Source organism: Roseovarius sp. (assembly GCF_027019125.1).
Taxonomy (GTDB): Bacteria; Pseudomonadota; Alphaproteobacteria; order Rhodobacterales; family Rhodobacteraceae; genus Roseovarius.
In genome coordinates this window covers 261,302-283,951 of sequence record NZ_JALUXE010000027.1, presented here as the reverse complement: position 1 = coordinate 283,951, position 22,650 = coordinate 261,302, and the positions used below count along the sequence as shown (strand labels likewise).

Below are 22,650 nucleotides of genomic sequence, written 5' to 3'. Positions count from 1 at the left end.
AACCATAAAATGTATATACATTGCATAGGCAAAATGATAACCCGAGTTCGGTGAAGGAACACGGCCCATGGCAGACGGATCGCGCAAACAGAAAGAGCGCAAGGATAGCCAGTTGATCCTGCGTATCAACGGCAAGGATCGGGACGATTTCGTTGCGCTCTGCGAGGCTTTGGATACAAGTGCGGCCCGCGAAATCCGCGCCTTCATCCGTAGCTTTGTCGCGGCACATGCGCCGCGAGAGCCTGCAACATCAGAAACAGAGGGCCTCATCGGCGAAAGCACGGATCCCCAACCTCAAAAGCGCAAGTCCAAGCGTGGCAAGAAGCGAAAGTGATCCTCCCCTGATACAGAAACGCTCCATGTCCCGATGCCCGACATTACGCATATCATTTAACAGCAACTCACAACCCCACAGGAAAAAGACCATGTCAGATATCAACGACATTCCCGGCGTCGGCCCCGCCATTGCCCTTGGCCTCGCCGATATCGGCATCACAACCACCCAAGAGCTCAGCAGCGCCGATGTGGCGACCCTGACCAAGGTGCGCGGCATTTCCGAGGCGCGCGCCGAACGGTTCATCGCCGTGGCCAAGATGGTGCTGGTTAGCCCAGAGATGCCCGAGGCGCCCCCTGTGAACCCCAAAGAGGCGAAAGAGAACAAACCCTCCAAGGACACGTCGAAGTCCAAGAAAGAGGGCAGCAAGAAGGGCAAGAAGAGCAAAAAGAAAAAGAAAGACAAGAAGTCGGATAAATCCGGCGCGGACAAGAAGCCCAAGAAAGGCAAGAAAAAGAAGTAACACCAACCTTGCGGCACAAACGGCGGATTTCCACGTTCGCCCGACCTGAGCCTCACCGCGCCGGCACTTTCACGCTTGCGTCCGGCCTGCCACGGAGAGCCGAAAGCGGCGGTGGCGACATGCCCGAACGCCATCGGTATTGTCTGGTTTGGCTCAGGTCATAGCCACACACAGCCGGACACCTCCGGGCACGTTTGGCCTAGCTCACGGGCGTTCCGTCTCGTCATCCCGGTCAATACGACCGCGACAACTGCGGACGACAATCGCTGTGCGTCCCCCTGTTGCGAATTGAAGAATCTCGGCAATTGAGGCAAACAGTTCAACAACAAAGGCCCAAAACAGGGCGGGGCAAACGAGCAAGAGGCACGGGTCATGAAGCAATGGGTGATGTTGGGGGCGGTGCTGGCCTTGGTGGGGTGCGGCGGGGGTGATGGCTATCGCGGGAGCAGCGGTGCGGTCCCGATGGCCAGTGGCCCCATCAACAGCGCGTGCATGCAATCCGACCGCAAGGCCCGCTCTCGTGCCCTCTGCGGCTGTATTCAAGCCGTTGCAAATGACACGCTGAGCAGTGCGCAACAGCGCCGCGCGGTGCGCTTTTACCGCGATCCGCAGGCCGCGCAGGATATCCGGCAATCCAAGCGCCCCGGCGACGAGCGCTTCTGGGATGCCTACAGCGCATATGCGCAACGCGCCGAGCAGGTCTGTCGCTAGCCTCTGCCGGTCAGGGATACGACACCACCCGAAATACAGCCCCAAACGTTGATCATCCCCCTCACCAAAGGGCCGCTTAAGTCTTGCTTTGCAACAATAATACCGTTATGGTTGTTTTATTGCGAATATAGTATTCCTTAAATAGTATCTTCGGACGAAGCACACCTGTGCCGGATCACTCCGGGCAGATCGGAGCCTTGGGATGCCATTCACTCTGTCGATCGAGAGCGTCGAGGGACCCTCCTTTACTGCCGCGCATTTCGGTGGAAACCTGCTTGCGACCCGCGATGTCGTCGGGGAGGATGGCACATTTCCGGACACCGCAGCCACGCTCGGGATTGCCCACCTGCGCTACCCCGGCGGCGCACTGACCGAGGAATGCGCCTGCATCTACGAGGCGGATCGCCTGTCTGACCCGCCGCGCGAGGATGACGAAGACCCGGTCCAGACCTCTGTCACCGAAATGTTCCGCTATGCGTCCGAGGCTGGCATCGCTCTGACCATCGTCCTGCCGACCCGTGACTTTCTGGCCGATGACACCGATGCGCATGGTCATCGTTTTGCCGCTGTGGACGAAACCGCGGTCCGCAACTTCATCGCGGATATTGCGAATGGCAATTTCGGCCCGGCCCCAACGATTCAGGCCTTTGAAATCGGCAATGAATATTGGGGCAGCGGCGAAATGACCACGCTCGAGTATGGTCGGCTGGCCTCTGAGATGGCGCTGATCATCGACGACGAAATGTCCCGGCATCCCGAAAGCCCTCAGTTTGCGGACACCGATATTCTCGTGCAAATGGGCACGAACAACGGGCAGTCGAATTTGTCCGACCTGTTTGAGGGCACGGGCACGGAACAACTCGCTTCCGTGAACGAGATGTTCGGCCTGTCCCTGTCCGAGGCGGATTACATCTATTCTTCAGGCGAGGTCGCATGGTCCAAGGTGAATAACGCCATCCTCGTCGACCAGTTCGACACCGAGGCCGAGCGCGCGGCAGTGGATGGCGTTGTCGCGCATATCTATTCACGTGGCGAAGATGTGCCCGGCAGCCGGACATTTGAATTGTCCCAGATCGATGATACCTGGCTCGATCAAATGCCAGAGCTGAAAATCTATGCGACGGAGTGGAACCTCAAGCGAACGGTCGGAGAAACACGCGAAGAGGAATTCGGCCTGAAGCAGGCCCATGAAATGCTCAACATCGTTGAGGCGTTTCACTGGGGCGGGGTCGATGCCGCGCATGTCTGGGCGCTACAACTCAACAGTCGGACCGCCCTGGCCGAAGTCGAGGGTGACGCCGAGATGCGCATTGCGGGGGAAATGTTCCGGCTTATGAACGATGTTCTGCCCGGCACTCGGCCTCTGGCGCTCGCAGGGAGCGAAGGCCGCGAGACCGAAGTGCAAGGCACCACCGCAGATGTACACAGCTTCTATGCCCAAGACCGCCTCGTGACCTTTATCGCCTCAACCTCTGACGGGACCGAGGAACAGATTGTCGATTTCAACAATCTGGTGGCCAACCCGGGCCAGGTCACGATCACGAGACTCGGGGTGGCCGAGGGGGAAAACCCCACGTTCACATCGGCGGAGCCTCGGATCACCCAAGAAGATGCCGATACACTCTTGGACGATGGCATTCTGATCGCGGATCTCGCCCCTCGGGAAATCCTGATGATCGAGATGACCAATCCCGTCTATACCGACGCGGTTCTGGAGATTGCGGAAAACGATCAGCCGGACGATGATCCAGTCCTGCCCACGCTCCCCCCCGAAGAGCCGCCACAAGACCAGGACAGCGCACCGGATCAGAGCGCTGACGATGAGGACAGGGATGACAGCGGATTGATGTCCACTCTGCTCGGCGTGCTCCCGCTCTTGTTCTTTGCGGGATAGACGGGCCTGCCCCTACGCCTTGAGCCGATACCCCGTCGCCAACATGCGCCACGCAATAAGGCAAACCGACAGCGTCGCCGCCGCGCCTACGGTCAATCCGAGCAGAGGGTCGCTGTCAGACACCCCGATCACCCCATAGCGGGCACCGTCGATGAAATAGAAAATCGGATTGAAATGCGTGACCGTGTAGAGCACGGGCGGCAGCGCCTCGACCGAGTAGAAAGTGCCCGACAAGAAGGCGAGAGGGGTCACGATGAAATTGGTGATCGCCGCCATCTGATCGAACTTGTTGGCAAAGATCCCCGCGACGATGCCGATCCCGCTCAGAAACCCGGCCCCGAGCAGCACAAAGCAAAGCGCCCACAGTGGATGCGCAAGCCCGATCCCGAGAAAGACCCATAGGCCAAGCCAGATCGCGACAGCCACCAGCAGACCACGTCCCACACCCCCCGCCAGATAGCCCAATACCAGCTCGCCCGCCGAGAGCGGCGGCATCAGGGTGTCCACGATATTGCCCTGCACCTTTGAGATGACAATGGACGAAGAGGTGTTGGCAAAGGCATTCTGAATGACCGTCATCATCAGAATGCCGGGCGCGATGAAGGTGGTAAAGGCAACGCCCATGACATCGCCACGAGCCGGACCGATAGCGATGGTGAAGATCAGCAGAAAAAGACCTGCCGTGACCAGCGGCGCAAGGATGGTCTGGGTCCAAACCGCCATGAAACGGCGTGTTTCACGCTCTGCCAGCGTGGCCAACCCAAGCCAGTTGACGCGCCCGAACCGCCGCGCGCCCATTGCCGCCATGACGGGCGATCCATCCTCTCGCGTGTGCTCTGTCATTTGCTGCTCCTTGCCTCGGTGGTCCGGCTCTTTTGCGCGTGTTTCCACCACTATGTGCCACCTGCCCACGATTCGATGCCTTGTAACTCACACGCCAGTGACTAGAATAGGGGCTTGATCAGATTTGCAAGGCGGCGGGCCCGGGGCCCGGTCCGCCTTTTGACCGAAGGAAGCCCCGATGTCCTGGAACGACGAACGCGTTGAAATGCTCAAGAAGATGTGGGGAGAGGGTCAGTCTGCAAGCCAGATCGCCAAGGAATTGGGCGGCGTCACCCGCAATGCGGTGATCGGCAAGGTGCATCGCCTTGGCCTGTCCAACCGCAATGGCACGGGCCCGACAGCGGCCCCTGCCCCGAACACGCCCGAGACCAAGGCAAAACCGGCCGCTGCCAAGGTTGCCGAAGCCCCCAAGCCCGCGCCCAAGCCCGCGGCAAGGGTAGAGGAACAGCCGGAGCCAGCAAACGAACCTGCTGTCGTGGCCCCGATCAGTCGGATCAAGGCAATCATTCCCGCAGGCCAACCCCTGCCCCCGCAGCCCTCGGCCAACGAAATCGACCCCGAGGCACTGGCCAAGGTGAGCGAGATCGAGAAGAAGGCCAAGAAGCTCACTCTTATGGAATTGACAGAGCGCACCTGCAAATGGCCGGTGGGCGATCCCGCCACGCCCGATTTCTGGTTTTGCGGCCTGCCGGTGCAATCGGGCAAGCCTTATTGCGAAGCGCATGTAGGGGTGGCGTTCCAGCCCATGAGCAGCCGCCGAGACCGCAAGCGCTAGAACAGCGTCCGAAACGCCCTTAATCCGACGGTTTCAGATCGCTTGCCGTATCCACATCGCGCAAGCGGTCGACAAACGCGATGCGTGCGCCCGGCAGTGTTTTGATCGTATCGCCGAGAGCATCCGCAGTTGACCAGCGGACCCCCTGAAAAAGCGTCGGCGCGACAGGCCGCGCCCGTTTCAGACCAACCAGCCAATAGCCGCCGTCCATCGCCGGGCCGAACACCGCGTCGTTGCGTCCAAGCGCCGAAAAGGCCCGCGCGACATGTGCACGGGTCACACCCGGAATATCCGCGCCGATAATGCAGACCGGGCCGGGCGGCATGCTCCGCAAGAGCCGCCCCATCCGGTCGCCCAGATCGCCCGCGCCTTGCGCCACACGGGGCAAATGTGCGGGCCAGACACGGCTATTGAGCCCGGCGTGATCGGGGGACACCGCAAGCACCACTTGCCAGCGGGGATCTTCCACATCCCGCAAGAGGCGCGCCACCTGATGCCGAAACCACCACGCCGCGGCGACCATGCCGATGTCACGCCCCAGACGCGATTTGACGCGGCCGGGGCGAGGTTCCTTGACCATGACAATCAAATAGCGGCGCATCAGCCGAAATAATCCCGCAGGATACGGGCATAAATCGCCTTGAGCTGGTGAATCTGCGCCACCTCGACCCGCTCATCGACCTGATGCATGGTCTGCCCGACAAGGCCGAATTCCACCACCGGGCAGTGATCCTTGACAAAGCGGGCATCCGAGGTGCCGCCGGTTGTCGAGAGCGCGGGAACCACGCCGGTCTCTGCCTCGACCGCGCGCGCGACCAAATCCGAGAGCGGCCCCGGCGGGGTGAGAAAACTCTCGCCCGACACCTTGACGCGCATCTCGCCGGTGATGCCGAACTCCGCGCAAACGCCGTCCAACTCGGCTTGCATCCAGCCGATCAGATCGCTGCTGTGATGCGCATCGTTAAACCGGATATTGACAGTGGCTCGGGTCTGCGCCGGGATCACATTGGTTGCGGGATTGCCGGTGTCGATGGTCACGACCGCCAGCGTCGAGGGATCGAAATGCGCCGTGCCCTCGTCCAGGCGGTGCGAGGCGAGCCGGTCCATCAGCCGCGCCATCGCAGGCAGCGGATTGCGGGCGCGATGCGGATAGGCGGAATGTCCCTGCACCCCGGTCAGCGTGAACCAAGCCGAGAGCGAACCGCGCCGCCCGATCTTGATCATCTCGCCCATGCGCTCGGGGCAGGTCGGCTCTCCGACAAGGCAGGCTGTCATGACCTCGCCCTGCGCCTGCATCCAGTCGAGCAAGGCCACCGTGCCATCGAGCGCGTCGCCTTCCTCGTCGCCTGTGATGGCGAGGATCACCGCCCCGTCGGGCGGCGTGTCGCGCACGAAATCCACCGCCGCCGCCGCAAAGGCCGCAACCCCCGATTTCATATCCGTTGCCCCGCGCCCCCAGATCATGCCGTCCTTTTCGACCCCACCAAAGGGCGGCACGGACCATGCCGCCAGATCCCCCACCGGCACCACATCGGTATGCCCGTTAAAGCCGAAACTGCGCGCAGCCCCCTTTTCACCCCAGCGGGCAAAGAGATTGGGGACACCGCCCCGATCCACCCGGACACAGGCAAACCCTGCCGCGCTCAGGACCTCTTCCAACAGGCGCAGGGCCCCTCCCTCCTCTGGTGTGACCGAGGCGCAGCGGATGAGATCAGCCGTAAGGCGAGCGGGATCGAGCGGGGTTTGGGGCATGGCATACGTCCTGTCAGTCGGGTTTGCGAATGGCCTAGCGCGTATCCCGTACGAACGCAAATCGCGCTTTGACACGGGCAACCCGGCCACAGGTTTTCGCCTTCGCCGGCGCGGGGCGGAAAAAATCTTAACAACGCGGCAATTGTTTGCTATCCGAAAGGATATAAAAACCCGAGGCAGGGTGAACAAACCACGTCAGGGCCGCCAGATCCGCAAAGGACATTTCGGCCCGCGACATTCGAGCAGCAAGACGCGTGACAGGCAAACCCATGCGTTTTTGCATCCCGGATCGGGCGGTCTCATGGACTGCACGTTGGCTTGGGCGCGCTGCCTCTCAATGGGGCAGGCACAAACATGGTGGCAGGCGTCGAAATTCCGATCAATCTGAACGCATCCGCGATTCAGATGGCGCAGACGATATTTGGCGACGGGGTCCAGGTGATCAACGCCTCTTATACAGGCGACCGCGATTCATCGGGCATCTACAGCAACGGCAACACCATCGCCCCCGGCGTCGTGCCCAGCGACAGCGGTATCATGCTCTCGACCGGCGATTTGCGCGGGTTTACCAACAACAACATTTTCCAGTCGAACCAGAGCGCCAGCACGACCACCAACTCGAGCGGCCCGAACGGCGTAGCGGACTTCAATGCCGCTGCCGGAGCGCGGACCTTTGACGCCGCGTATCTCGATGTAGACTTCATCCCAACCGGCGATGTGATGACGATGCAATTCGTCTTCGCCTCCGAGGAATATCCGGAATTCGCCCAGGGCGCGTTCCAGGATTTCTTCGGCGTCTGGATCAACGGCAACCTCGTGCCACTCAGCGTTGGCGATGGCGACATCGACCCGAACAACCTCAACGCAGGGTCCAACGGCAACCTTTTCATCGACAACACCCAAGACCAGTTCAATACCGAGATGGACGGGTTTACCCTGACCCTGACCCTGACCATCCCGGTCAACTCCGGCGATGTGAATTCCATCCGCATCGGCATCGCGGATGTGACGGATGCCAACTACGACTCGACCGTTCTGATTGCCGCCGGCAGCGTGCAAACCACGCTGGTTGCGATGGATGACACGACCACGCTCTTTCCCGACGGCACCCGCATCCTCGATCTGCTCGGCAATGACGTCAACAACACCGCAGGCACGCTGACGATCACCCATATCAACGGCAAGGCTGTGTCAGCGGGCGACATCGTCACGCTCAGTTCCGGTCAACAAATCCAGCTGAACGCAGACGGCACCATCGGCGTGATCGGTGATGGCGACACCGAAGTGTTCAACTTCACCTACGAGGTCCAGAGCAGCACCGGCCAGAGCGATGTGGGCTTTGTCACCGTCAATTCGGTGCCCTGCTTTGTTGCAGGCACGCTGATCCGAACGCCCGAGGGAGAGGTGCCCGTGGATATGCTGCGCCCGGGCGACCTGGTGATGACGCAGGATGACGGCGCGCAACCCCTGCGCTGGATCGGGCATCGGCGGGTTGCGGCCATCGGAGATTTTGCCCCGATCCAGATCGCGGCCAATACCTTTGGGCGGCATCGTGCGCTGTTGCTCTCGCCTTTGCACCGGGTGCTGATCCGCGATTCTCTGGCAGAGTTGCTCTTTGGCGAGCGTGAGGTGCTGATTGCCGCGCGCGATCTGGTCAATGACCGATCCGTGCGGCGGGTCGAGGGGGGCATGGTGGACTATGTCCACATCCTGTTTGACCGCCATCAGGTCGTCTTTTCCGAAGGCTTGGCCACCGAGAGCTTCTTGCCAGGGCCACAAACCACCCGCAGCTTTGAATCCGAAATTGTTGCGGAAATTTGCGCGCTCTTCCCGGAAATCGACCCAGAGACCGGCGCGGGCTATAGCCCCGCCGCACGTCGCACACTCAAGAGTTATGAGGCGCGGCTCTTGGTGGCGCAGGGCGTGGCAGCCTGACCGATGGGGTGGATCGGACTCTCCGATCAGTCGGGTGGGCGGTTCGCCCCGGACGGCCTTGATCGGCCAAAAGACGGAACGCCCCCCACCGACGCGAACGCCTTGCTGCCTCGCGGCACTTTAATGATTGAAACCCGGCTCTCGTCTGAAGGGCGGCCGCAAACCCTGTTGGCCTTCAGCCGTAGTCACCCCTGGAGCGGCGGCTTTTCTATTCAGGCGCTGCCGGGCGGGGGTATCGTCCTGATCGAGACACAGGCCGGGGATGTGCGCCACGCCACCCTGCCTTACCGCGCCGACGATCGCACCGATACCCTGCGCCTGACCTACGCTTGGGATGCTCCAGCCCGTTGGGGACGGCTCTCGCTCGAGCGGCCAGAGATGGACCGGGTCCACAGCATCACATTGCCGCCACCGCATCCGATGCCACTGGCGGATCTGCGCATCTTGCTGACCGATCCACGGCAGCGCCGGATCGACCCGGACGTGATCTTTGTCGCCCTGTCGAACCGGATTGAACCCATCGGTCCGATGCCCGGACTGGCGTCGAACGTTCCGGTCTGCACCCCGAGCGGCTATGTGCCGGCAGGTCAGCTCAAACGCGGCCATCTGGTCGATACCGACGAGGGGCAGATCGTGCCGGTGCTGCAAACCGTCACGCGGCGCGTGCCCGCCATGGGCAGCTTTCGCCCGGTCCGCCTGCGCGCGCCCTATTTCGGCCTGCGCCGCGATATCGTCGTCTCGCCACAGCAACGGCTGGTGATCCGCGGCTCCGAGGTGGAATACCTGTTCGGATGCGAGGCCGTGCTGGTTCCGGCGCGGCACCTGATCAACGGGTTCTCGGCGCTCTACGCCGAGACCTCCGATATTGTCAGCTATCATCACCTGCTGTTGCCCGCCCACGAAGAGATCATCGTGGCAGGCACACGCACCGAGAGCCTCTATATCGGGCGGCTCCGGCGCAATCCTGACCTGTTGGGGGCCAGCGTTCTGGCCGGGTTCGACCGTGCCCGCCTTCCGGAACATCCGCGACCAATCTGGCCGGTGCTCAAACCCTATGAGGCGATCACGCTTGCGATGAATCGCGCGGCCTGAGCGCTGTCCGGGATGCTGCATCGTCAAAGGCGGCGGGCAATTCGATCCAGACCCGCGCGCCGCTTGGCACGTCAAAGTCTATTCCAACGCTACCCGACATCGCCTCGGCCTTGATGCGTGCAAGCGCAAGCCCCATCCCCGCTCCAAAGGTTGTTCCCGTGGCATGGGCCAGCCGTTCGAACGGGGAAAAGGCAAGCGCCGGATCAACCGATCCGAAACCGGGGCCATTGTCCGAAACCGTGATCCGGTGGTATCCGGTCCGATGCTTCTCAACGCGCACCGCGACATTGCTCCCGGCTCCGCTATAGCGCACGCTGTTTTCCACCAATTGCTCCAGCGCTTCTTCAAACAGGGCCGGCTCTGCGAGCACCCGCTCACCCGCCGTGTCCGCGACAAGCGTGACACCGCGCTCCTTGGCCTCGTCGCGATAAGTATCGAGGACCCGCGTGATCACAGAGGCCACATCAACCGGCACCAGGGTGACGGCGGTGCGCCGCACTGCGATATCGGCAAAATGCATGGTCTTTTCCACAGTCGCCAACAGGGTCTCGCCGGAATGGAGAATGCGAGCTGCAAAATCTGCAAGCTGCGCGTCCCCCTTTCTCATGCCGTCGTCTCGCAACAATTCGGCAAGACCGATGACCGCATTCAGCGGCGTGCGCATCTCGTGGCTGATCCCCGACAGCAATACGGTCTTGGCGCGGCTTGATTGTTCGGCATCCAGCCGGGCACGCTTGATCTCGGTCGAATGCTGCGCCGAGACGATCGCAAAATAGAACACCGGGTAGACAATGATACTGAACGCCGTGAGGGCCGACATAGGGGCGTAGTACCGAATGGCCGTGGCCTGGTCGATGATCGGGGTCCAGACATCGTGCAAGAAAAACCACGTGAACCACAGGATAATTGGCAAGGCCACCGTAGCCGCGATGTAGAACCTGTCGCGGTAGATCGAGAAAACGGCAAAAGGAAAGCCCACCATAGGGACCAGCATGATGTCGATATGCCCGTCGACATGCACGACACACGCGCCCAGAAAGATCGCCGCATTGGTCGATGTCAGCCAACAGGTGTTCACCCAGACCAAAGGCAATTTGTTCTTGAGCAGCCGCACAAAGGCAAAACCGCCAAAGGCGAGCGCGCCGATGAGGAAAACCTCCAACTCGCCGCTAAGCCCGGTGATCACCATCCAAACCGAGGTGAACGCAAGCCCGAGCCAGACAAAGGCAAAGGACAATTTGCGGCGGCGCGCACCCCCGTCCAACCGGCTACTCATCATGGCCTGTTGTACCATAGGTACTGTTGCCTCTTTGTCATATTTCATGGTGAACCGTAGCACAGGTCGTGCCATCTCGCTCGCGTTTCACGATATGGGCAGACCGACGTAGCGTTCAACCCGCGCATACATACGTTTCAAACGAGCAATGTAAAACGGAATTTTATTCCACTTTCGACACCTGCGCGCGCCACTGACAGGCTTTTGCCCAATCGCACCCCAATAGATTGAACCCGATCCCTCTGGCATCACTGCGTTACGATCCTAGGGAGAGTTTACCTTGGGGCAACCTGTTCTGCTTGCGCTGCTAGGTCGCAGGCCGAACCGGCCGGTATTCAGTCAAAAAACGGCGTCATCTGCGCGACGATGACTGAATTTTCATCCAAGGCGCGCTGCATCAGGGCGCGCTCTTCATCCGAGATGTCATGGCCTTCTGCCTCACGCTCGGCCAGGGTGCCGTAGCCTGACACATCGAGCGGCGCGCAATCGGCCTGTTTCAGGATTGCCACGGTTTCGCGCACAGCTTCGGCCTCATCCACCCCCGAGGCATAGACCATCAGGGCCGCGCCGGTTGCCTTGGCGGGCAGGCCGTCGCCGCTCTTGCGCCCGATTTCGACCAAAAGCGTGTAGACCTGCTGCCGATTGGGTTTCTTTTCCGTGTCGCTCATTTCCGGCCCTCCAACGGCCTTACTTTGCTCGCAGACCTGAGCCAAGGCGCACGCAAAGTCAAGCACGCCCACTTTCCTTCGCCTTGCGGGGAAGATAGCCTGTAGCGACCGCAGGCGCAGGAGGGCATCGGGTGAAACGGATCAAGGATATGGTTGCAGAAGCGAACGCGGTGGTCCCCCACGCCCCCGCGACCGAGATGCTGGCCCTGCACGGCGCCGAGGACGTGATCTTTGTCGATCTGCGCGACCCGCGCGAGCTGGAACGCGATGGCATGATCCCCGGCGCCTTTCACTGTCCGCGCGGGATGCTCGAATTCTGGATTGACCCCGAAAGCCCTTATGCCAAGCCGCAATTCCAAAGCGGCAAGCGCTTTGTGTTCTATTGCGCCTCTGGCTGGCGCTCGGCCCTGTCAGCACGCACCGCACAAGACATGGGGCTGGAAGGCGTGAGCCACATCAGCGACGGCTTCAAAGGCTGGCAGGCGGCGGGCGGCCCGGTTGGGGAAAAGCCCGGCAAAGGCTGATCACACCCCTTGCATCGCCCGCGTGCATTGCGCAACGTGGCGCCGCAATCCACAGAGGGCGCAGGCCATGTCGAGCAGGATCATAGTCATCGGCGCAGGTATCTGCGGGCTGAGTGCCGCCATCTGGCTGAGCCGCGCGGGCCACGATGTTACCTTGCTGGACAAGGATGGGCCGGGTGCCGGGGCTTCCTTTGGCAATGCTGGTCTTTTGGCTCAGTGGGCTATCGTGCCGGTCAATACCCCCGGCGTGATGGCCACGGGTTTGAAATATGTCTTCAACCCCAACAAGCCGCTCTTCGTGCAATGGTCCTATTTCCCCCGCCTGATCCCGTGGTTGCTCAAGTTCGCGGCCAATGCAAACGACCGCGACACCCGGCGGATGGTGGCTGGCATCACCGGTATCGTCGCGGATAGTCTGGATCAGCATCTGGCGCTGACGCGCGGCACGCGGGCGGAAAAGTGGGTGGCCTCCAGCGATTTCAGCTATGCCTACGCGAGCCGCGCGGATTTCGAGGCCGATGCCTACGGGTGGGCGCTGAAACGCGCGGCAGGTTATGCGCCAGAGCTGTTAGAGGGCGGCGCGGTGCAAGAGGCAGAGCCGATTCTGGGCCCCGCAACGCAATGCCTCGCCACGCTGAAAGGGCACGGCCACATCCTCAATCCCGGTGCTTATATGGCCGATCTGGCGGCCGTGTTGCTGGACGAGGGCGGGCAATATCTGCAGGCCGAGGTGCGCGACGTCACCCTCACCGATGGGCGGATCAGCGCGGTCGAGACGGATCGTGGGACGATGCCTTGCGATGCGGCGGTTTTGGCTGCGGGGATATGGTCCAAGCCGTTGATGGCGAAACTGGGCCTCAAGGTGCCACTTGAGGCCGAGCGCGGCTATCATCTGCATTTCACCGCGCCGTCGCAGATGCCGCGCAACCCGATGATGATCACCACCGGCAAATTCGCCGTGAACCCGATGGCGCATGGGCTGCGCTGCGCGGGCACGGTGGAATTGGGCGGGATCACCAAGGGACCCTCGCGCGCGCCATTGGAGCTTATCCGACGCGGCGTGGCGCAGGTCTTTCCGGATCTGGCCTATGAGGGCGTCGAGGAATGGATGGGCTTTCGCCCTTCCACCCCCGACAGCCTACCGCTCATTGGCGAGATCGGGCGAACGGGCGTGCATGCGGCCTTTGGGCATCAGCATATCGGCCTGACCGCAGGGCCCAAGACGGGCAGGATCGTGGCCGACCTGCTAAGCGGCAAGCGCCCCAATATCGACCTTGCGCCCTATGACGCCAACCGGTTTTCCTGACGACAGGCAGCGGACCGCGATCTTGCAAAGATCGCGGTCCGAAATCTTTTCAAGATTTCGGCGCCCTCACTCGTAACTGCGCAGATCCTCGATGACCTTGCCGTCATTGGGCAGGCTGCCCGGAGGCACGATCTCGATCCGACCCTTGAGCTTGAGGGTCTCCACCACCGATCCCGCGAAATTCTCGGCCTCGCCACCCGTCGCTTCGATCCGCACAGTCATCACATCGGCCTCGCCCTCGCGGCTGGCGACGACACGGGCGCGCGCGATACAGTCATGGCGCGCCACAAGGGCCGCCACCTGCTCGGGGCGCACGAACATGCCCTTGATCTTGGTCGTTTGATCGGCGCGGCCCATCCAGCCTTTGATGCGCATATTGGTGCGGCCACAGGGGCTTTCGCCCTCCATCACCGCGCTCAGATCGCCAGTGGCGAAGCGAATGAGCGGATAATCCGGGTTGAGCGTCGTCACCACAACCTCGCCCACCTCGCCGGGGGCAACCGGGTTGCCGGTGCCGGGCGTGACGATCTCGACGATCACGCCCTCGTCCACGATCATCCCCTCCATCGCGGCGCTCTCATAGGCGATATTGCCCAAATCAGCCGTCGCATAGCATTGCAGACAGGAAATGCCCCGCGCCGCATATTCCGCGCGCAGCGACGGAAAGAGCGCCCCACCCCCAACCGCCGCTTTGGTGATCTTGAGGGCAAGCCCCATTTCTTCGGCCTTGTCGAGAATGACCTTGAGATAATCGGGCGTGCCCGCATAGGCGGTAACGCCCACATCATGCGCGGCGCGCGCCTGCAACTCGGTCTGGCCGGTGCCGGCAGGCAGCACCGCGGCCCCGACGGCCCGCGCGCCATTCTCGAAGATCATGCCCGCAGGGGTCAGGTGATAGCCAAAACAGTTCTGCACAATATCGCCCGGCCCCACGCCGCAGGCATGCAGAAACCGGCCCATGCGCCACCAATCATGGCTGACCCCGCCGGGTTCATAGATCGGGCCGGGGGATTGAAAGATATGGGCAAACCCCGCAGCAGGCAGGCTTGTCAGCCCGCCAAACGGGGACGCCGCCCCCTGTGCGCGACCCAGATCGGACTTGCGCAGGACCGGCAGGCGCGCCAGATCCGCGACACCGGTGATCCGTGCCGCCTCCACCCCATCCAAGGCCCCGCCGTAGCCGGGCAGCGCCTGCGCACGGCCGATCTGGTCCGGCAGGGCACGGGCAAGCGCCTCGGCGCGCGCCTCGGCGCTACGGGTTTCTAGCGGGTCGAAATACTGGGTCATGCCATCATCCTCGGGGGCGGTGTCTTGCAAAGGGAAAGGCGTTACGCCAGCCAACGCTTGCGACGGCGATAGCTGCGCACATCGCGAAAGCTCTTGCGCCCTTCGTCGGACATACCGAGGTAGAATTCCTTGACGTCGGGGTTCTCGCGCAGGCTGCGTGCGTCGCCATCCATCACCACGCGCCCGGATTCGAGGATATAGCCGTAATGCGCGAACCGCAGCGCCACGTTGGTATTCTGCTCGGCCAGCAGGAATGTATAGCCCTGCTCTTCGTTGAGGGATTTCACGATGCTGAAAATCTGTTCGACCAGTTGCGGCGCCAGACCCATCGACGGTTCGTCGAGAAGGATCGTTTCCGGCCGGCTCATCAGGGCGCGGCCAATCGCGCACATCTGCTGCTCACCGCCCGAGGTATAGCCCGCCTGGCTTTTGCGCCGTTCCTTGAGGCGCGGGAAATAGTCATAAACCATGTTCAAATCGGCGTCGATCTCGCCCCGGCTGGAGCCGCGCGTATAGGCCCCGGTCAAAAGGTTCTCCTCGACCGTCAGATGCTCGAAGCAGTGCCGCCCCTCCATGACCTGCACGACGCCCTTCTTCACAAGGTCCGAGGGCATCAGATCCTGCACCCGCTCGCCACGGTAGGTGATCGAACCCTTGGTGACTTCGCCCCTCTCGGAGCGCAAGAGATTGGAAATCGCCTTGAGCGTCGTCGTCTTGCCGGCACCATTACCACCAAGAAGCGCGGTAATCCCGCCTTTGGGGACATTCAGGCTGACGCCCTTGAGGACGAGAATGACGTGATTGTAGATCACTTCGATATTGTTGACCTCAAGCAGGGTCTCGTCGCGTGGGGTAGCGTCCAGCATCTGCGTCTCTTTCTCCATGTCATCCCGGACTTGATCCCGGATATCTCGGCTTTTGTGGGCGCGGCGTCATGCCGCCACGCCCCGTGGCAAGGAGGTCCCGGCTCGGGGCCGGGACGACCGTTTCCTCAGCAGCCCGGTGTCACGCCGCTTTCGGCGGCAAAGGCTGCGCTATCTTCTGCGACGAGCGCCGAGATGATCTCTTGATCCGACTGGAAGTAATCGGTGATCAACTTGAACTCGCCCGCGGCCGCATCCCATTGCGACACGGCGCCATAGCCGTTGCCGCCGTGGTTCTGGCAGGTGACCTTGAACTCGGGGCCAAAGTTGGGCAGGCCGAGTTCTGCCATCTTTGCCTCGGTCATTTCGAGGTTTTCCATGCCGTCACGCATCTGAGCAGCATTGATCACGCTCACACCGTGCATTTCCTGCGCGGTCTTGATCGCCTCGGCAGCCAGCATCGCAGCATACATGCCCCGGTTATAGAGCACGCTGCCCACCTGATCGCCTGCACCTGCCGCCTTGCCGGCATCGACGACATATTTACGCATGTCGTCATAGAGCGGATACTCGTCACCAAGATTGTGGAAGGTCAGCGCCTTGTAGCCATTGGCCGCGTCACCTGCGGGCTTGACGTCATTCTCGGAACCCGACCACCAGATGCCGATGAAGTTCTCCATCGGGAAACGGATGTTGACTGCTTCCTGGATGGCAACCTGGTTCATCACGCCCCAGCCCCACATCAGCACGTAATCAGGACGGTCGCGGCGGATTTGCAGCCACTGCGATTTCTGCTCCTGGCCCGGATGATCGACCGGCAGCAGGATCAGTTCAAACCCGTGCTTCTTGCTCAGCTCTTCCAGCGTGCGGATCGGTTCCTTGCCATAGGCCGAGTTGTGATAGACAAGCGAGATTTTCTTGCCGTTGATGTCACCGCCATTGAGATCAAGGATATGAGTAATGGCGTGGCTCGCCCCGTCCCAGTAGTTGGCGGGATAGTTGAACACCCATTTGAACACTTCTCCATTCTTGGCCGAGGTGCGCCCGTAACCCATGGTATGAAGCGGGATCCCGTCCGCCGATACCTTGGGGATCAGCTGATAGGTGATCCCGGTGCTGAGCGGTTGATAGATCAGCGCACCATTGCCCTCAGCCTTGGTGGCCTCGTAGCATTCCACACCCTTTTCGGTGTTATAGCCGGTCTCGCATTCCACGAGGTTGATCTTTTCCCCACCGATGCCGCCATCGCGCTCGTTCAGAAGGGTAAAGTAATCCTGATAGCCATCCGAGAACGGGATGCCATTCGCGCCATATGGCCCGGTGCGATAGCTGGTATCGACGATCGTCAACTCGGCCAGAGCCGGGCTTGCGACCAACATGGCGGCAGCCAGCGCCGTCATCAGTCTTTGTTTCATCGGTTTATTCCTCCCTTGGTTTTTCCGATGTTTCGTCTTGGACGCGACATCTTGCGCCCAATCTCCTCCGGCAGGGCGTCTGCCCCCCGATTGACCCGCCGCTCAATGCGGGAAGGGCCAAAGTCTCAGTTTCTCCTTGGCCACGCGCCAAAGCTGCGCCAGACCGTGTGGCTCGGCGATCAGAAAGATGATGATCAACGCGCCCACGATGATGAACTCCAGATGCGCCGCCAGATCCGTGGGCCAACCCAAACCGCCCACCAGCGTATTCTTGAGCAACACAGGCAAGAGCACCAGAAACGCCGCCCCGGCAAAGCTACCGAAGATCGAACCAAGCCCGCCGATGATCACCATGAAGAGAACGAGGAACGACTTGTTGATGCCGAACGCCTCGCCGACTTCGACCGCGCCCAGATAGACCGCAAAGAACAGCGCGCCGGAGATGCCCACGAAGAAACCCGAGACCGCAAAGGCCGTGAGTTTCGCCTTCAGAGGGTTTACCCCGATGATCTCTGCAGCGATGTCCATATCGCGAATGGCCATCCATTTGCGGCCCACCGTGCCGCGCGTCAGGTTGCGCGCGATGATGGCCGCGGCCACGGTGAACACGAGGCAAAAGAGATAGGCCGACCATGGCGGGTTTGCCGCGCCGGTGATGGCGACACCAAAGACCGAGCGCTCTGGCGCGGTGATCTGACCAGAGGCGGAATAGTTGTAGAACCAGCCCACCCGGTTAAAGAGCCACACCAGAAAGAACTGTGCAGCCAGCGTAGCCACAGCCAGGTAAAAACCCTTGATCCGCAACGATGGCAGACCGAACAACACACAGACAATCGAGGTGACCCCACCGGCAAGGATCACATGGAAAAAGATGCTGACCTCGGGAAAGGCCGTCATCAGCTTGTAGCTGGCATAGGCCCCCACCGCCATGAACCCGCCCGTCCCGAGCGACACCTGACCACAATATCCCACAAGGATATTGAGGCCGATGGCGGCGATGGAATAGATCAGGAACGGCAGAAAGACCGCGTTGACCCAGTAATCGTTGATGAAAAAGGGCACCACCGCAAAGGCTGCGACCAGAACCGCGTAATAGCGATAGCGGTCGAACTTGATCGGAAAGGTCTGGTTGTCCTGCTCGTAGGAGGTCTTGAAATCCCCTGCTTCCCGGCAAAACATTTAGAGAACCTCCCCATGGATTTCATCGTCGCGCTTGGCTGCGCGATTTGCCGGCTTGGCATAGCCCGTGACCTCGGCGTGACGCACCAGCCAGAGATAGGCGAGCATACCCACGCCCCCACCCATGGCCGCAAGAACCGCCGCCGTGACCATTTGCGTTGTGTTTTCCACCTGTGCCGACAGCGCGAGATAGCCAAACGACCAGAAGCCGGCCCAGGCGATCACGTTGACGATGGCGATCAGCTTTTGCATGGCGTCACACCCTCTCGATGATCTTCTCGCCGAACAGGCCCTGCGGCCGGAACACGAGAAAGAGAAGCGCCAGCACATAGGCGAACCAGTTTTCGGTTGCCCCGCCCACCAGCGGGCCGACCGTGAATTCGAAGAGTTTCTCGCCAACCCCGATGATGAGACCGCCGACAATAGCCCCGGGGATCGAGGTAAAGCCACCCAGCATCAGCACCGGGAGCGCCTTGAGCGCAATCAGCGACAGCGAGAACTGCACGCCGGATTTGGTACCCCACATGATCCCCGCGACCAACGCCACGAAGCCCGCCAGTGACCAGACCATGACCCAGATGAAGTTGAGCGAAATACCGACCGAAAGCGCCGCCTGATGGTCATCCGCCACCGCGCGCATGGCCCGACCCTGTTTGGAATATTGCGCAAAGATCACGAGCGCGACCACCAGAAGCGCCGCAACACCTGTTGCCACAAGATCTAGATTGTCGATGAAGAACCCGTAGCCGAAAATGTTGAACGTGGTTTCGTCGATCATCAGGTTGATACCCTGCGGAAGACCCACATCCAGCTTCTTGATGTCGCTGCCCCACATCATGTCCCCGAACCCTTCGAGGAAATAGGCCAGACCAATCGTCGCCATGAAAAGAATGATCGGCTCTTGATTGACCAGATGCCGGAAGATGAGCTGGTTCACGATCCAGGCGAGCGCCACCATGATGAGCATGGTCAGCAGGACCGCCGCCAACCCCGGCAGGTGCCAGCCGAAGTGGTGAATCTCCGTGCCGAAGATCGCGTTGATGAGGTGGCTGAACGGCACTCGGCCCTCCATCATCCCCACCAATGTCATGGCCGCAAAGAGCGCCATCACCCCTTGGGCATAGTTGAAAATACCCGAGGCCTTGTAGATGAGCACAAAACCAAGAGCGACCAGCGCATAGAGCACCCCGGCCATGAGGCCGTTCAAAACGACCTCCATCCCGAAAATCAACTGATCAGGCATGGCTGAAGCCTCCGTTCTTCGCGTTGCTTTGCGGTTTTACAGGTCTGCCGACGTGACACCGACGTTTTACCGACATGAGAAAATTAGTCATGCGCGACCCCCAGATAGGCGTCGATCACGTCTTGATTGTTGCGCACTTCGTCGGGGGTGCCGTCGCCGATTTTCTTGCCGTAATCCATCACGACCACCCGATCGCTCAGGTCCATGACCACGCCCATGTCATGCTCGATGAGCGCAATCGTGGTGCCGAATTCGTCATTCACGTCGAGGATAAAGCGGCTCATGTCCTCCTTTTCCTCGACGTTCATACCAGCCATCGGCTCGTCCAAGAGCAGGATCGACGGTTCCGCCGCAAGCGCGCGCGCCAGTTCCACCCGTTTTTTCAGGCCATAGGGCAGACGGCCGACCGGGGTCTTGCGGATATGCTGGATTTCGAGAAAGTCGATAACCTTTTCAACAACTTCGCGGTTGGCGACCTCTTCACGCTCGGCCCGGCCCTTCCAGATCGCTTGCGCGAATAGCCCCGCCTTCATCTGCCGCATGCGCCCCGTCATCACGTTGTCGAGCACGGTCATGCCTTCAAAGAGCGCGATGTTCTGGAATGTGCGCGCAATACCCTGCTGCGCCACCTGATAGGGCTTCATCGGCGGGCGCCGCGTGCCCTGATACCAGACCTCGCCTTCTTGCGGATGGTAAAAGCCGCTGATCACGTTGAGCATAGAGGATTTGCCCGCCCCGTTCGGCCCGATGATCGCGCGGATTTCGCCCTGACGGATATCAAAGCTGATGTCCTTGATCGCCACCACGCCGCCGAACCGCAGGGTGATGTTCTTCATCTCCATCACCACGCCGCCGATCTTGCGACCGTCCTCGGTGGTATATCCTTCGCTTGCGTCAAGCATGGCAGCCCCCTTGTTGCACCGACCCACTCATTCCGCCGCGACCTTGTGTGCCGCCGCCACCGGTGCGACCTTGGCATCGACGATCCTGAGCGTTGCACTGATGGCCCCCTTGCGGCCATCCTCGTAGGTCACTTCGGTGGTGGTGTGGATTTCAGGCGAACCATCATAGAGCGCGGTCAGAAGGTCATCGAATTTCTCCGAGATCACGCCACGCCGCACCTTGCGGGTGCGGGTCATCTCGCCGTCATCGGCATCCAGTTCCTTGTGCAACACAAGGAACCGATGCACCTGGCAATGCGACAGCATCGGGTCATCCGCCAGACTGCGATTGACCTCTTCGACATGACTCTTGATCGTCTCGAGCACCTTGGGGTGCCCGGCCAGTTCCTGATACGAGGCATAGCCGATGTTGTTGCGCTCGGCCCAATTCCCCACCGCTGTCAGGTCGATGTTGATGAAGGCGGTGCAGGCGTCGCGCCCGTTGCCAAACACGACCGCCTCCAGAATATTGGGATAGAACTTGAGCTTGTTTTCCACGTATTTCGGCGCAAACATCCGGCCATCGGCCATCTTGCCCACGTCCTTGGCGCGGTCGATGATCCGCAGATGACCGCTGCCGTCCTCGAAAAAGCCCGCGTCGCCCGTGGCAACCCAGCCTTCGGGGTCTTTGGTCGAAGCCGTGCTTTCGGGGTTCTTGTAGTAATATTCGAAGGTCCCCGCAGAGCGGTAGAACACCTCGCCGGTGTCGCTGATGCGGATTTCCACGCCGGGAGCGGGCACGCCCACTGTGTCCGAGCGCACTTCGCCATCGGGCTGCAGGGTGATGAACACCGATGCTTCGGTCTGGCCGTAAAGCTGTTTCAGGTTGATCCCGAGCGAGCGGTAGAATTCGAAAATCTCAGGCCCGATCGCCTCGCCCGCCGTATAGCCCACCCGCACCCGGCCAAGGCCGAGCGTATCTTTGAGCGGACCGTAAATGAAGAGATTGCCAAGCGCATATTTCAGCTTGTCCATGCCGCTCACGGACTTGCCATCCAGGATCGCAGGGCCAACGCGGCGGGCATGCGCCATGAAGTGATCGAACAGCCATTTCTTGAAGCGGCCCGCATCCTCCATCCGGATCATGACGTTGGTCAATTGGGTCTCGAACACACGCGGCGGAGCGAAGAAATAGGTGGGTCCGATCTCCCGCAGGTCGGTCTGCATCGTCTCGGGGCTTTCGGGGCAGTTGACGCAGAAACCGCACCAATAGGCCTGCCCGATGGAGAAGATGAAATCGCCAACCCACGCCATCGGAAGATAAGCCAGAACCTCTTCATCCTTGGTCAGGCGGTCGAACTCGGACGAGGATTTCGACGCCTCGATGATGTTGCGATTGGACAGCACCACGCCCTTGGGCTTACCGGTGGTGCCAGAGGTGTAGAGCATGACGCAGATGCTGTCATAGGTCAGTTTGGCGCGCCGCGCCTTGAGGTCCTCGATCCATTCATAATGGGCGGCACGGCCCTGTTCCTGGATATCGACGAAACGGTGCAGCTTGTGGTGATCGTATTTGCGCAATCCGCGCGGATCGACATAGATGATATGCTCAAGCTGGTGCAGACCATCCTGCACCTCGATCAGCTTGTCCACCTGCTCCTGATCCTCGACGATGGCAAAGCGCGCGCCGCAATGCTCCATCACATAGGCCATCTCGGGGGCGGCAGCGTCCTGATAGAGCGGCACGGGGATCGCGCCCACCGATTGCGCGGCAACCATGGACCAGTAGAAATGCGGCCGGTTGCGGCCGATGACGGCGACAAAATCGCCCTCATTCACGCCAAGATTGATGAGGCCAAGCGCAAGGGCTTCGATCTCTTTCTCGGCCTCAGCCCAGGTCCAGCATTGCCAAATGCCATATTCCTTTTCACGATAGGCCGGTCTGTCGGCAAATCGCGTGGCGTTACGTTGCAAGAGCGCCGGAACGGAATCCATTCCGTCCGTCGCCTGTGACGACTGTGCCAAGTTCTATCCTCCCTTTGCCCGCCTGCGCGAACATCCGACCGCCTTTGGGCGATTCCTCTTCCCCTAGAGGGTGCGAGAATCACACTCGCCGTCAACTTTTTCCTGAACATTTCGCAATCCTTACGAATTGTAACAGCGCCACGATTGGCCTTTGCGGACCGGTTTTCCGGTGTTAGCCAAGACG

Annotated in this window: 22 protein-coding genes; 9 read left to right on the top strand and 13 right to left on the bottom strand. The window is 60.9% G+C overall.

The annotated features are described in order from the left end of the window. Positions 1–67: 67 nt before the first annotated feature. From MVC20_RS09600 to MVC20_RS09585, 4 genes are all read left to right on the top strand, one after another. Positions 68–334 carry a hypothetical protein gene (locus tag MVC20_RS09600; RefSeq protein ID WP_297540742.1) on the top strand — a complete coding sequence of 89 codons (267 nt, stop codon included), beginning with the start codon at positions 68–70 and terminating at the stop codon, positions 332–334. Positions 335–425: 91 nt separating this feature from the next. Further along, positions 426–797 (top strand): helix-hairpin-helix domain-containing protein, encoded by a 372-nt coding sequence (locus tag MVC20_RS09595; protein WP_297540740.1) that lies wholly within the window; start codon positions 426–428, stop codon positions 795–797. Between the two features lie 372 nt (positions 798–1,169). Continuing rightward, a complete protein-coding gene (locus tag MVC20_RS09590) occupies positions 1,170–1,508 on the top strand; it encodes a hypothetical protein (protein ID WP_297540738.1) in 339 nt (112 codons plus the stop codon). 202 nt (positions 1,509–1,710) lie between these two features. After that, on the top strand, positions 1,711–3,402 hold the full coding sequence (locus tag MVC20_RS09585; RefSeq protein WP_297540736.1) for a type I secretion protein: 1,692 nt from the start codon (positions 1,711–1,713) through the stop codon (positions 3,400–3,402). 12 nt (positions 3,403–3,414) lie between these two features. Here MVC20_RS09585 and MVC20_RS09580 read toward each other — a convergent pair whose 3' ends face one another. Then, on the bottom strand, positions 3,415–4,200 hold the full coding sequence (locus tag MVC20_RS09580) for an ABC transporter permease (protein ID WP_297541439.1): 786 nt from the start codon (positions 4,198–4,200) through the stop codon (positions 3,415–3,417). A 223-nt stretch (positions 4,201–4,423) separates the two neighbouring features. Between MVC20_RS09580 and MVC20_RS09575 the strand changes: the two genes are divergently transcribed. Beyond that, positions 4,424–5,020 (top strand): GcrA family cell cycle regulator, encoded by a 597-nt coding sequence (locus tag MVC20_RS09575; RefSeq protein WP_297540734.1) that lies wholly within the window; start codon positions 4,424–4,426, stop codon positions 5,018–5,020. Between the two features lie 19 nt (positions 5,021–5,039). On the opposite strand, the gene MVC20_RS09570 is transcribed toward MVC20_RS09575, so the two are convergent. Together MVC20_RS09570 and dapE are read right to left on the bottom strand one after the other, a co-directional pair. Continuing rightward, the gene (locus MVC20_RS09570; protein WP_297540732.1) at positions 5,040–5,621 is read right to left on the bottom strand and encodes a TIGR04282 family arsenosugar biosynthesis glycosyltransferase; all 582 of its coding nucleotides are present in this window, start codon (positions 5,619–5,621) and stop codon (positions 5,040–5,042) included. Then, positions 5,621–6,772, bottom strand: a complete 1,152-nt coding sequence (gene dapE / locus MVC20_RS09565) for a succinyl-diaminopimelate desuccinylase (RefSeq protein ID WP_297540730.1) — start codon at positions 6,770–6,772, stop codon at positions 5,621–5,623. Before dapE ends, MVC20_RS09570 begins: the two co-directional genes overlap by 1 nt. 354 nt (positions 6,773–7,126) lie before the next feature. Here dapE and MVC20_RS09560 point away from each other — a divergent pair, with 354 nt between their 5' ends. After that, positions 7,127–8,707: a Hint domain-containing protein gene (locus MVC20_RS09560; RefSeq protein WP_297540728.1), complete on the top strand. Its 1,581-nt coding sequence runs from the start codon at positions 7,127–7,129 to the stop codon at positions 8,705–8,707. Between the two features lie 123 nt (positions 8,708–8,830). Then, positions 8,831–9,799: a Hint domain-containing protein gene (locus MVC20_RS09555; RefSeq protein ID WP_297540726.1), complete on the top strand. Its 969-nt coding sequence runs from the start codon at positions 8,831–8,833 to the stop codon at positions 9,797–9,799. On the opposite strand, the gene MVC20_RS09550 is transcribed toward MVC20_RS09555, so the two are convergent. After that, a complete protein-coding gene (locus MVC20_RS09550) occupies positions 9,771–11,075 on the bottom strand; it encodes a HAMP domain-containing sensor histidine kinase (protein WP_297540724.1) in 1,305 nt (434 codons plus the stop codon). The genes MVC20_RS09555 and MVC20_RS09550 overlap by 29 nt on opposite strands. Positions 11,076–11,410: 335 nt before the next feature. Beyond that, positions 11,411–11,743 carry a hypothetical protein gene (locus tag MVC20_RS09545; RefSeq protein ID WP_297540723.1) on the bottom strand — a complete coding sequence of 111 codons (333 nt, stop codon included), beginning with the start codon at positions 11,741–11,743 and terminating at the stop codon, positions 11,411–11,413. Between the two features lie 131 nt (positions 11,744–11,874). Between MVC20_RS09545 and MVC20_RS09540 the strand changes: the two genes are divergently transcribed. Both MVC20_RS09540 and MVC20_RS09535 read left to right on the top strand, forming a co-directional pair. Continuing rightward, positions 11,875–12,267, top strand: coding sequence for a rhodanese-like domain-containing protein (locus tag MVC20_RS09540; protein ID WP_297540721.1), 393 nt, complete (start codon positions 11,875–11,877; stop codon positions 12,265–12,267). 67 nt (positions 12,268–12,334) lie between these two features. After that, positions 12,335–13,573 (top strand): FAD-dependent oxidoreductase, encoded by a 1,239-nt coding sequence (locus MVC20_RS09535; RefSeq protein WP_297540719.1) that lies wholly within the window; start codon positions 12,335–12,337, stop codon positions 13,571–13,573. A 66-nt stretch (positions 13,574–13,639) separates the two neighbouring features. Here MVC20_RS09535 and MVC20_RS09530 read toward each other — a convergent pair whose 3' ends face one another. The 8 genes from MVC20_RS09530 to MVC20_RS09495 all read right to left on the bottom strand — a co-directional run bounded on the left by MVC20_RS09530 (position 13,640) and on the right by MVC20_RS09495 (position 22,436). Continuing rightward, positions 13,640–14,860 (bottom strand): phenylacetate--CoA ligase family protein, encoded by a 1,221-nt coding sequence (locus MVC20_RS09530; protein ID WP_297540717.1) that lies wholly within the window; start codon positions 14,858–14,860, stop codon positions 13,640–13,642. A 41-nt stretch (positions 14,861–14,901) separates the two neighbouring features. Beyond that, the gene (locus MVC20_RS09525; RefSeq protein WP_037275300.1) at positions 14,902–15,726 is read right to left on the bottom strand and encodes an ABC transporter ATP-binding protein; all 825 of its coding nucleotides are present in this window, start codon (positions 15,724–15,726) and stop codon (positions 14,902–14,904) included. Positions 15,727–15,851: 125 nt separating this feature from the next. Further along, positions 15,852–17,138, bottom strand: a complete 1,287-nt coding sequence (locus tag MVC20_RS09520) for an ABC transporter substrate-binding protein (protein WP_297540715.1) — start codon at positions 17,136–17,138, stop codon at positions 15,852–15,854. A 102-nt stretch (positions 17,139–17,240) separates the two neighbouring features. Beyond that, positions 17,241–18,317: a branched-chain amino acid ABC transporter permease gene (locus tag MVC20_RS09515; protein WP_297540713.1), complete on the bottom strand. Its 1,077-nt coding sequence runs from the start codon at positions 18,315–18,317 to the stop codon at positions 17,241–17,243. Continuing rightward, positions 18,318–18,569, bottom strand: a complete 252-nt coding sequence (locus MVC20_RS09510) for a hypothetical protein (protein WP_297540711.1) — start codon at positions 18,567–18,569, stop codon at positions 18,318–18,320. A gap of 4 nt (positions 18,570–18,573) precedes the next feature. Continuing rightward, on the bottom strand, positions 18,574–19,560 hold the full coding sequence (locus MVC20_RS09505) for a branched-chain amino acid ABC transporter permease (RefSeq protein ID WP_297540709.1): 987 nt from the start codon (positions 19,558–19,560) through the stop codon (positions 18,574–18,576). 83 nt (positions 19,561–19,643) lie between these two features. Then, the gene (locus MVC20_RS09500; protein ID WP_297540707.1) at positions 19,644–20,462 is read right to left on the bottom strand and encodes an ABC transporter ATP-binding protein; all 819 of its coding nucleotides are present in this window, start codon (positions 20,460–20,462) and stop codon (positions 19,644–19,646) included. A 27-nt stretch (positions 20,463–20,489) separates the two neighbouring features. After that, positions 20,490–22,436 (bottom strand): AMP-binding protein, encoded by a 1,947-nt coding sequence (locus MVC20_RS09495; RefSeq protein ID WP_297540705.1) that lies wholly within the window; start codon positions 22,434–22,436, stop codon positions 20,490–20,492. Positions 22,437–22,650 lie beyond the last annotated feature (214 nt).

Bases quoted from the DNA above. Each gene is read 5' to 3' on its own strand.
- MVC20_RS09495 (WP_297540705.1), bottom strand. From the start codon at position 22,436: ATGGATTCCGTTCCGGCGCTCTTGCAACGTAACGCCACGCGATTTGCC.
- MVC20_RS09600 (WP_297540742.1), top strand. From the start codon at position 68: ATGGCAGACGGATCGCGCAAACAGAAAGAGCGCAAGGATAGCCAGTTG.
- MVC20_RS09580 (WP_297541439.1), bottom strand. From the start codon at position 4,200: ATGGGCGCGCGGCGGTTCGGGCGCGTCAACTGGCTTGGGTTGGCCACG.
- MVC20_RS09525 (WP_037275300.1), bottom strand. From the start codon at position 15,726: ATGCTGGACGCTACCCCACGCGACGAGACCCTGCTTGAGGTCAACAAT.
- MVC20_RS09515 (WP_297540713.1), bottom strand. From the start codon at position 18,317: ATGTTTTGCCGGGAAGCAGGGGATTTCAAGACCTCCTACGAGCAGGAC.
- MVC20_RS09530 (WP_297540717.1), bottom strand. From the start codon at position 14,860: ATGACCCAGTATTTCGACCCGCTAGAAACCCGTAGCGCCGAGGCGCGC.
- MVC20_RS09535 (WP_297540719.1), top strand. From the start codon at position 12,335: ATGTCGAGCAGGATCATAGTCATCGGCGCAGGTATCTGCGGGCTGAGT.
- MVC20_RS09510 (WP_297540711.1), bottom strand. From the start codon at position 18,569: ATGCAAAAGCTGATCGCCATCGTCAACGTGATCGCCTGGGCCGGCTTC.
- MVC20_RS09585 (WP_297540736.1), top strand. From the start codon at position 1,711: ATGCCATTCACTCTGTCGATCGAGAGCGTCGAGGGACCCTCCTTTACT.
- MVC20_RS09560 (WP_297540728.1), top strand. From the start codon at position 7,127: ATGGTGGCAGGCGTCGAAATTCCGATCAATCTGAACGCATCCGCGATT.
- MVC20_RS09595 (WP_297540740.1), top strand. From the start codon at position 426: ATGTCAGATATCAACGACATTCCCGGCGTCGGCCCCGCCATTGCCCTT.
- MVC20_RS09550 (WP_297540724.1), bottom strand. From the start codon at position 11,075: ATGAGTAGCCGGTTGGACGGGGGTGCGCGCCGCCGCAAATTGTCCTTT.
- MVC20_RS09555 (WP_297540726.1), top strand. From the start codon at position 8,831: ATGATTGAAACCCGGCTCTCGTCTGAAGGGCGGCCGCAAACCCTGTTG.
- MVC20_RS09545 (WP_297540723.1), bottom strand. From the start codon at position 11,743: ATGAGCGACACGGAAAAGAAACCCAATCGGCAGCAGGTCTACACGCTT.
- dapE (WP_297540730.1), bottom strand. From the start codon at position 6,772: ATGCCCCAAACCCCGCTCGATCCCGCTCGCCTTACGGCTGATCTCATC.
- MVC20_RS09500 (WP_297540707.1), bottom strand. From the start codon at position 20,462: ATGCTTGACGCAAGCGAAGGATATACCACCGAGGACGGTCGCAAGATC.
- MVC20_RS09575 (WP_297540734.1), top strand. From the start codon at position 4,424: ATGTCCTGGAACGACGAACGCGTTGAAATGCTCAAGAAGATGTGGGGA.
- MVC20_RS09520 (WP_297540715.1), bottom strand. From the start codon at position 17,138: ATGAAACAAAGACTGATGACGGCGCTGGCTGCCGCCATGTTGGTCGCA.
- MVC20_RS09570 (WP_297540732.1), bottom strand. From the start codon at position 5,621: ATGCGCCGCTATTTGATTGTCATGGTCAAGGAACCTCGCCCCGGCCGC.
- MVC20_RS09590 (WP_297540738.1), top strand. From the start codon at position 1,170: ATGAAGCAATGGGTGATGTTGGGGGCGGTGCTGGCCTTGGTGGGGTGC.
- MVC20_RS09505 (WP_297540709.1), bottom strand. From the start codon at position 19,560: ATGCCTGATCAGTTGATTTTCGGGATGGAGGTCGTTTTGAACGGCCTC.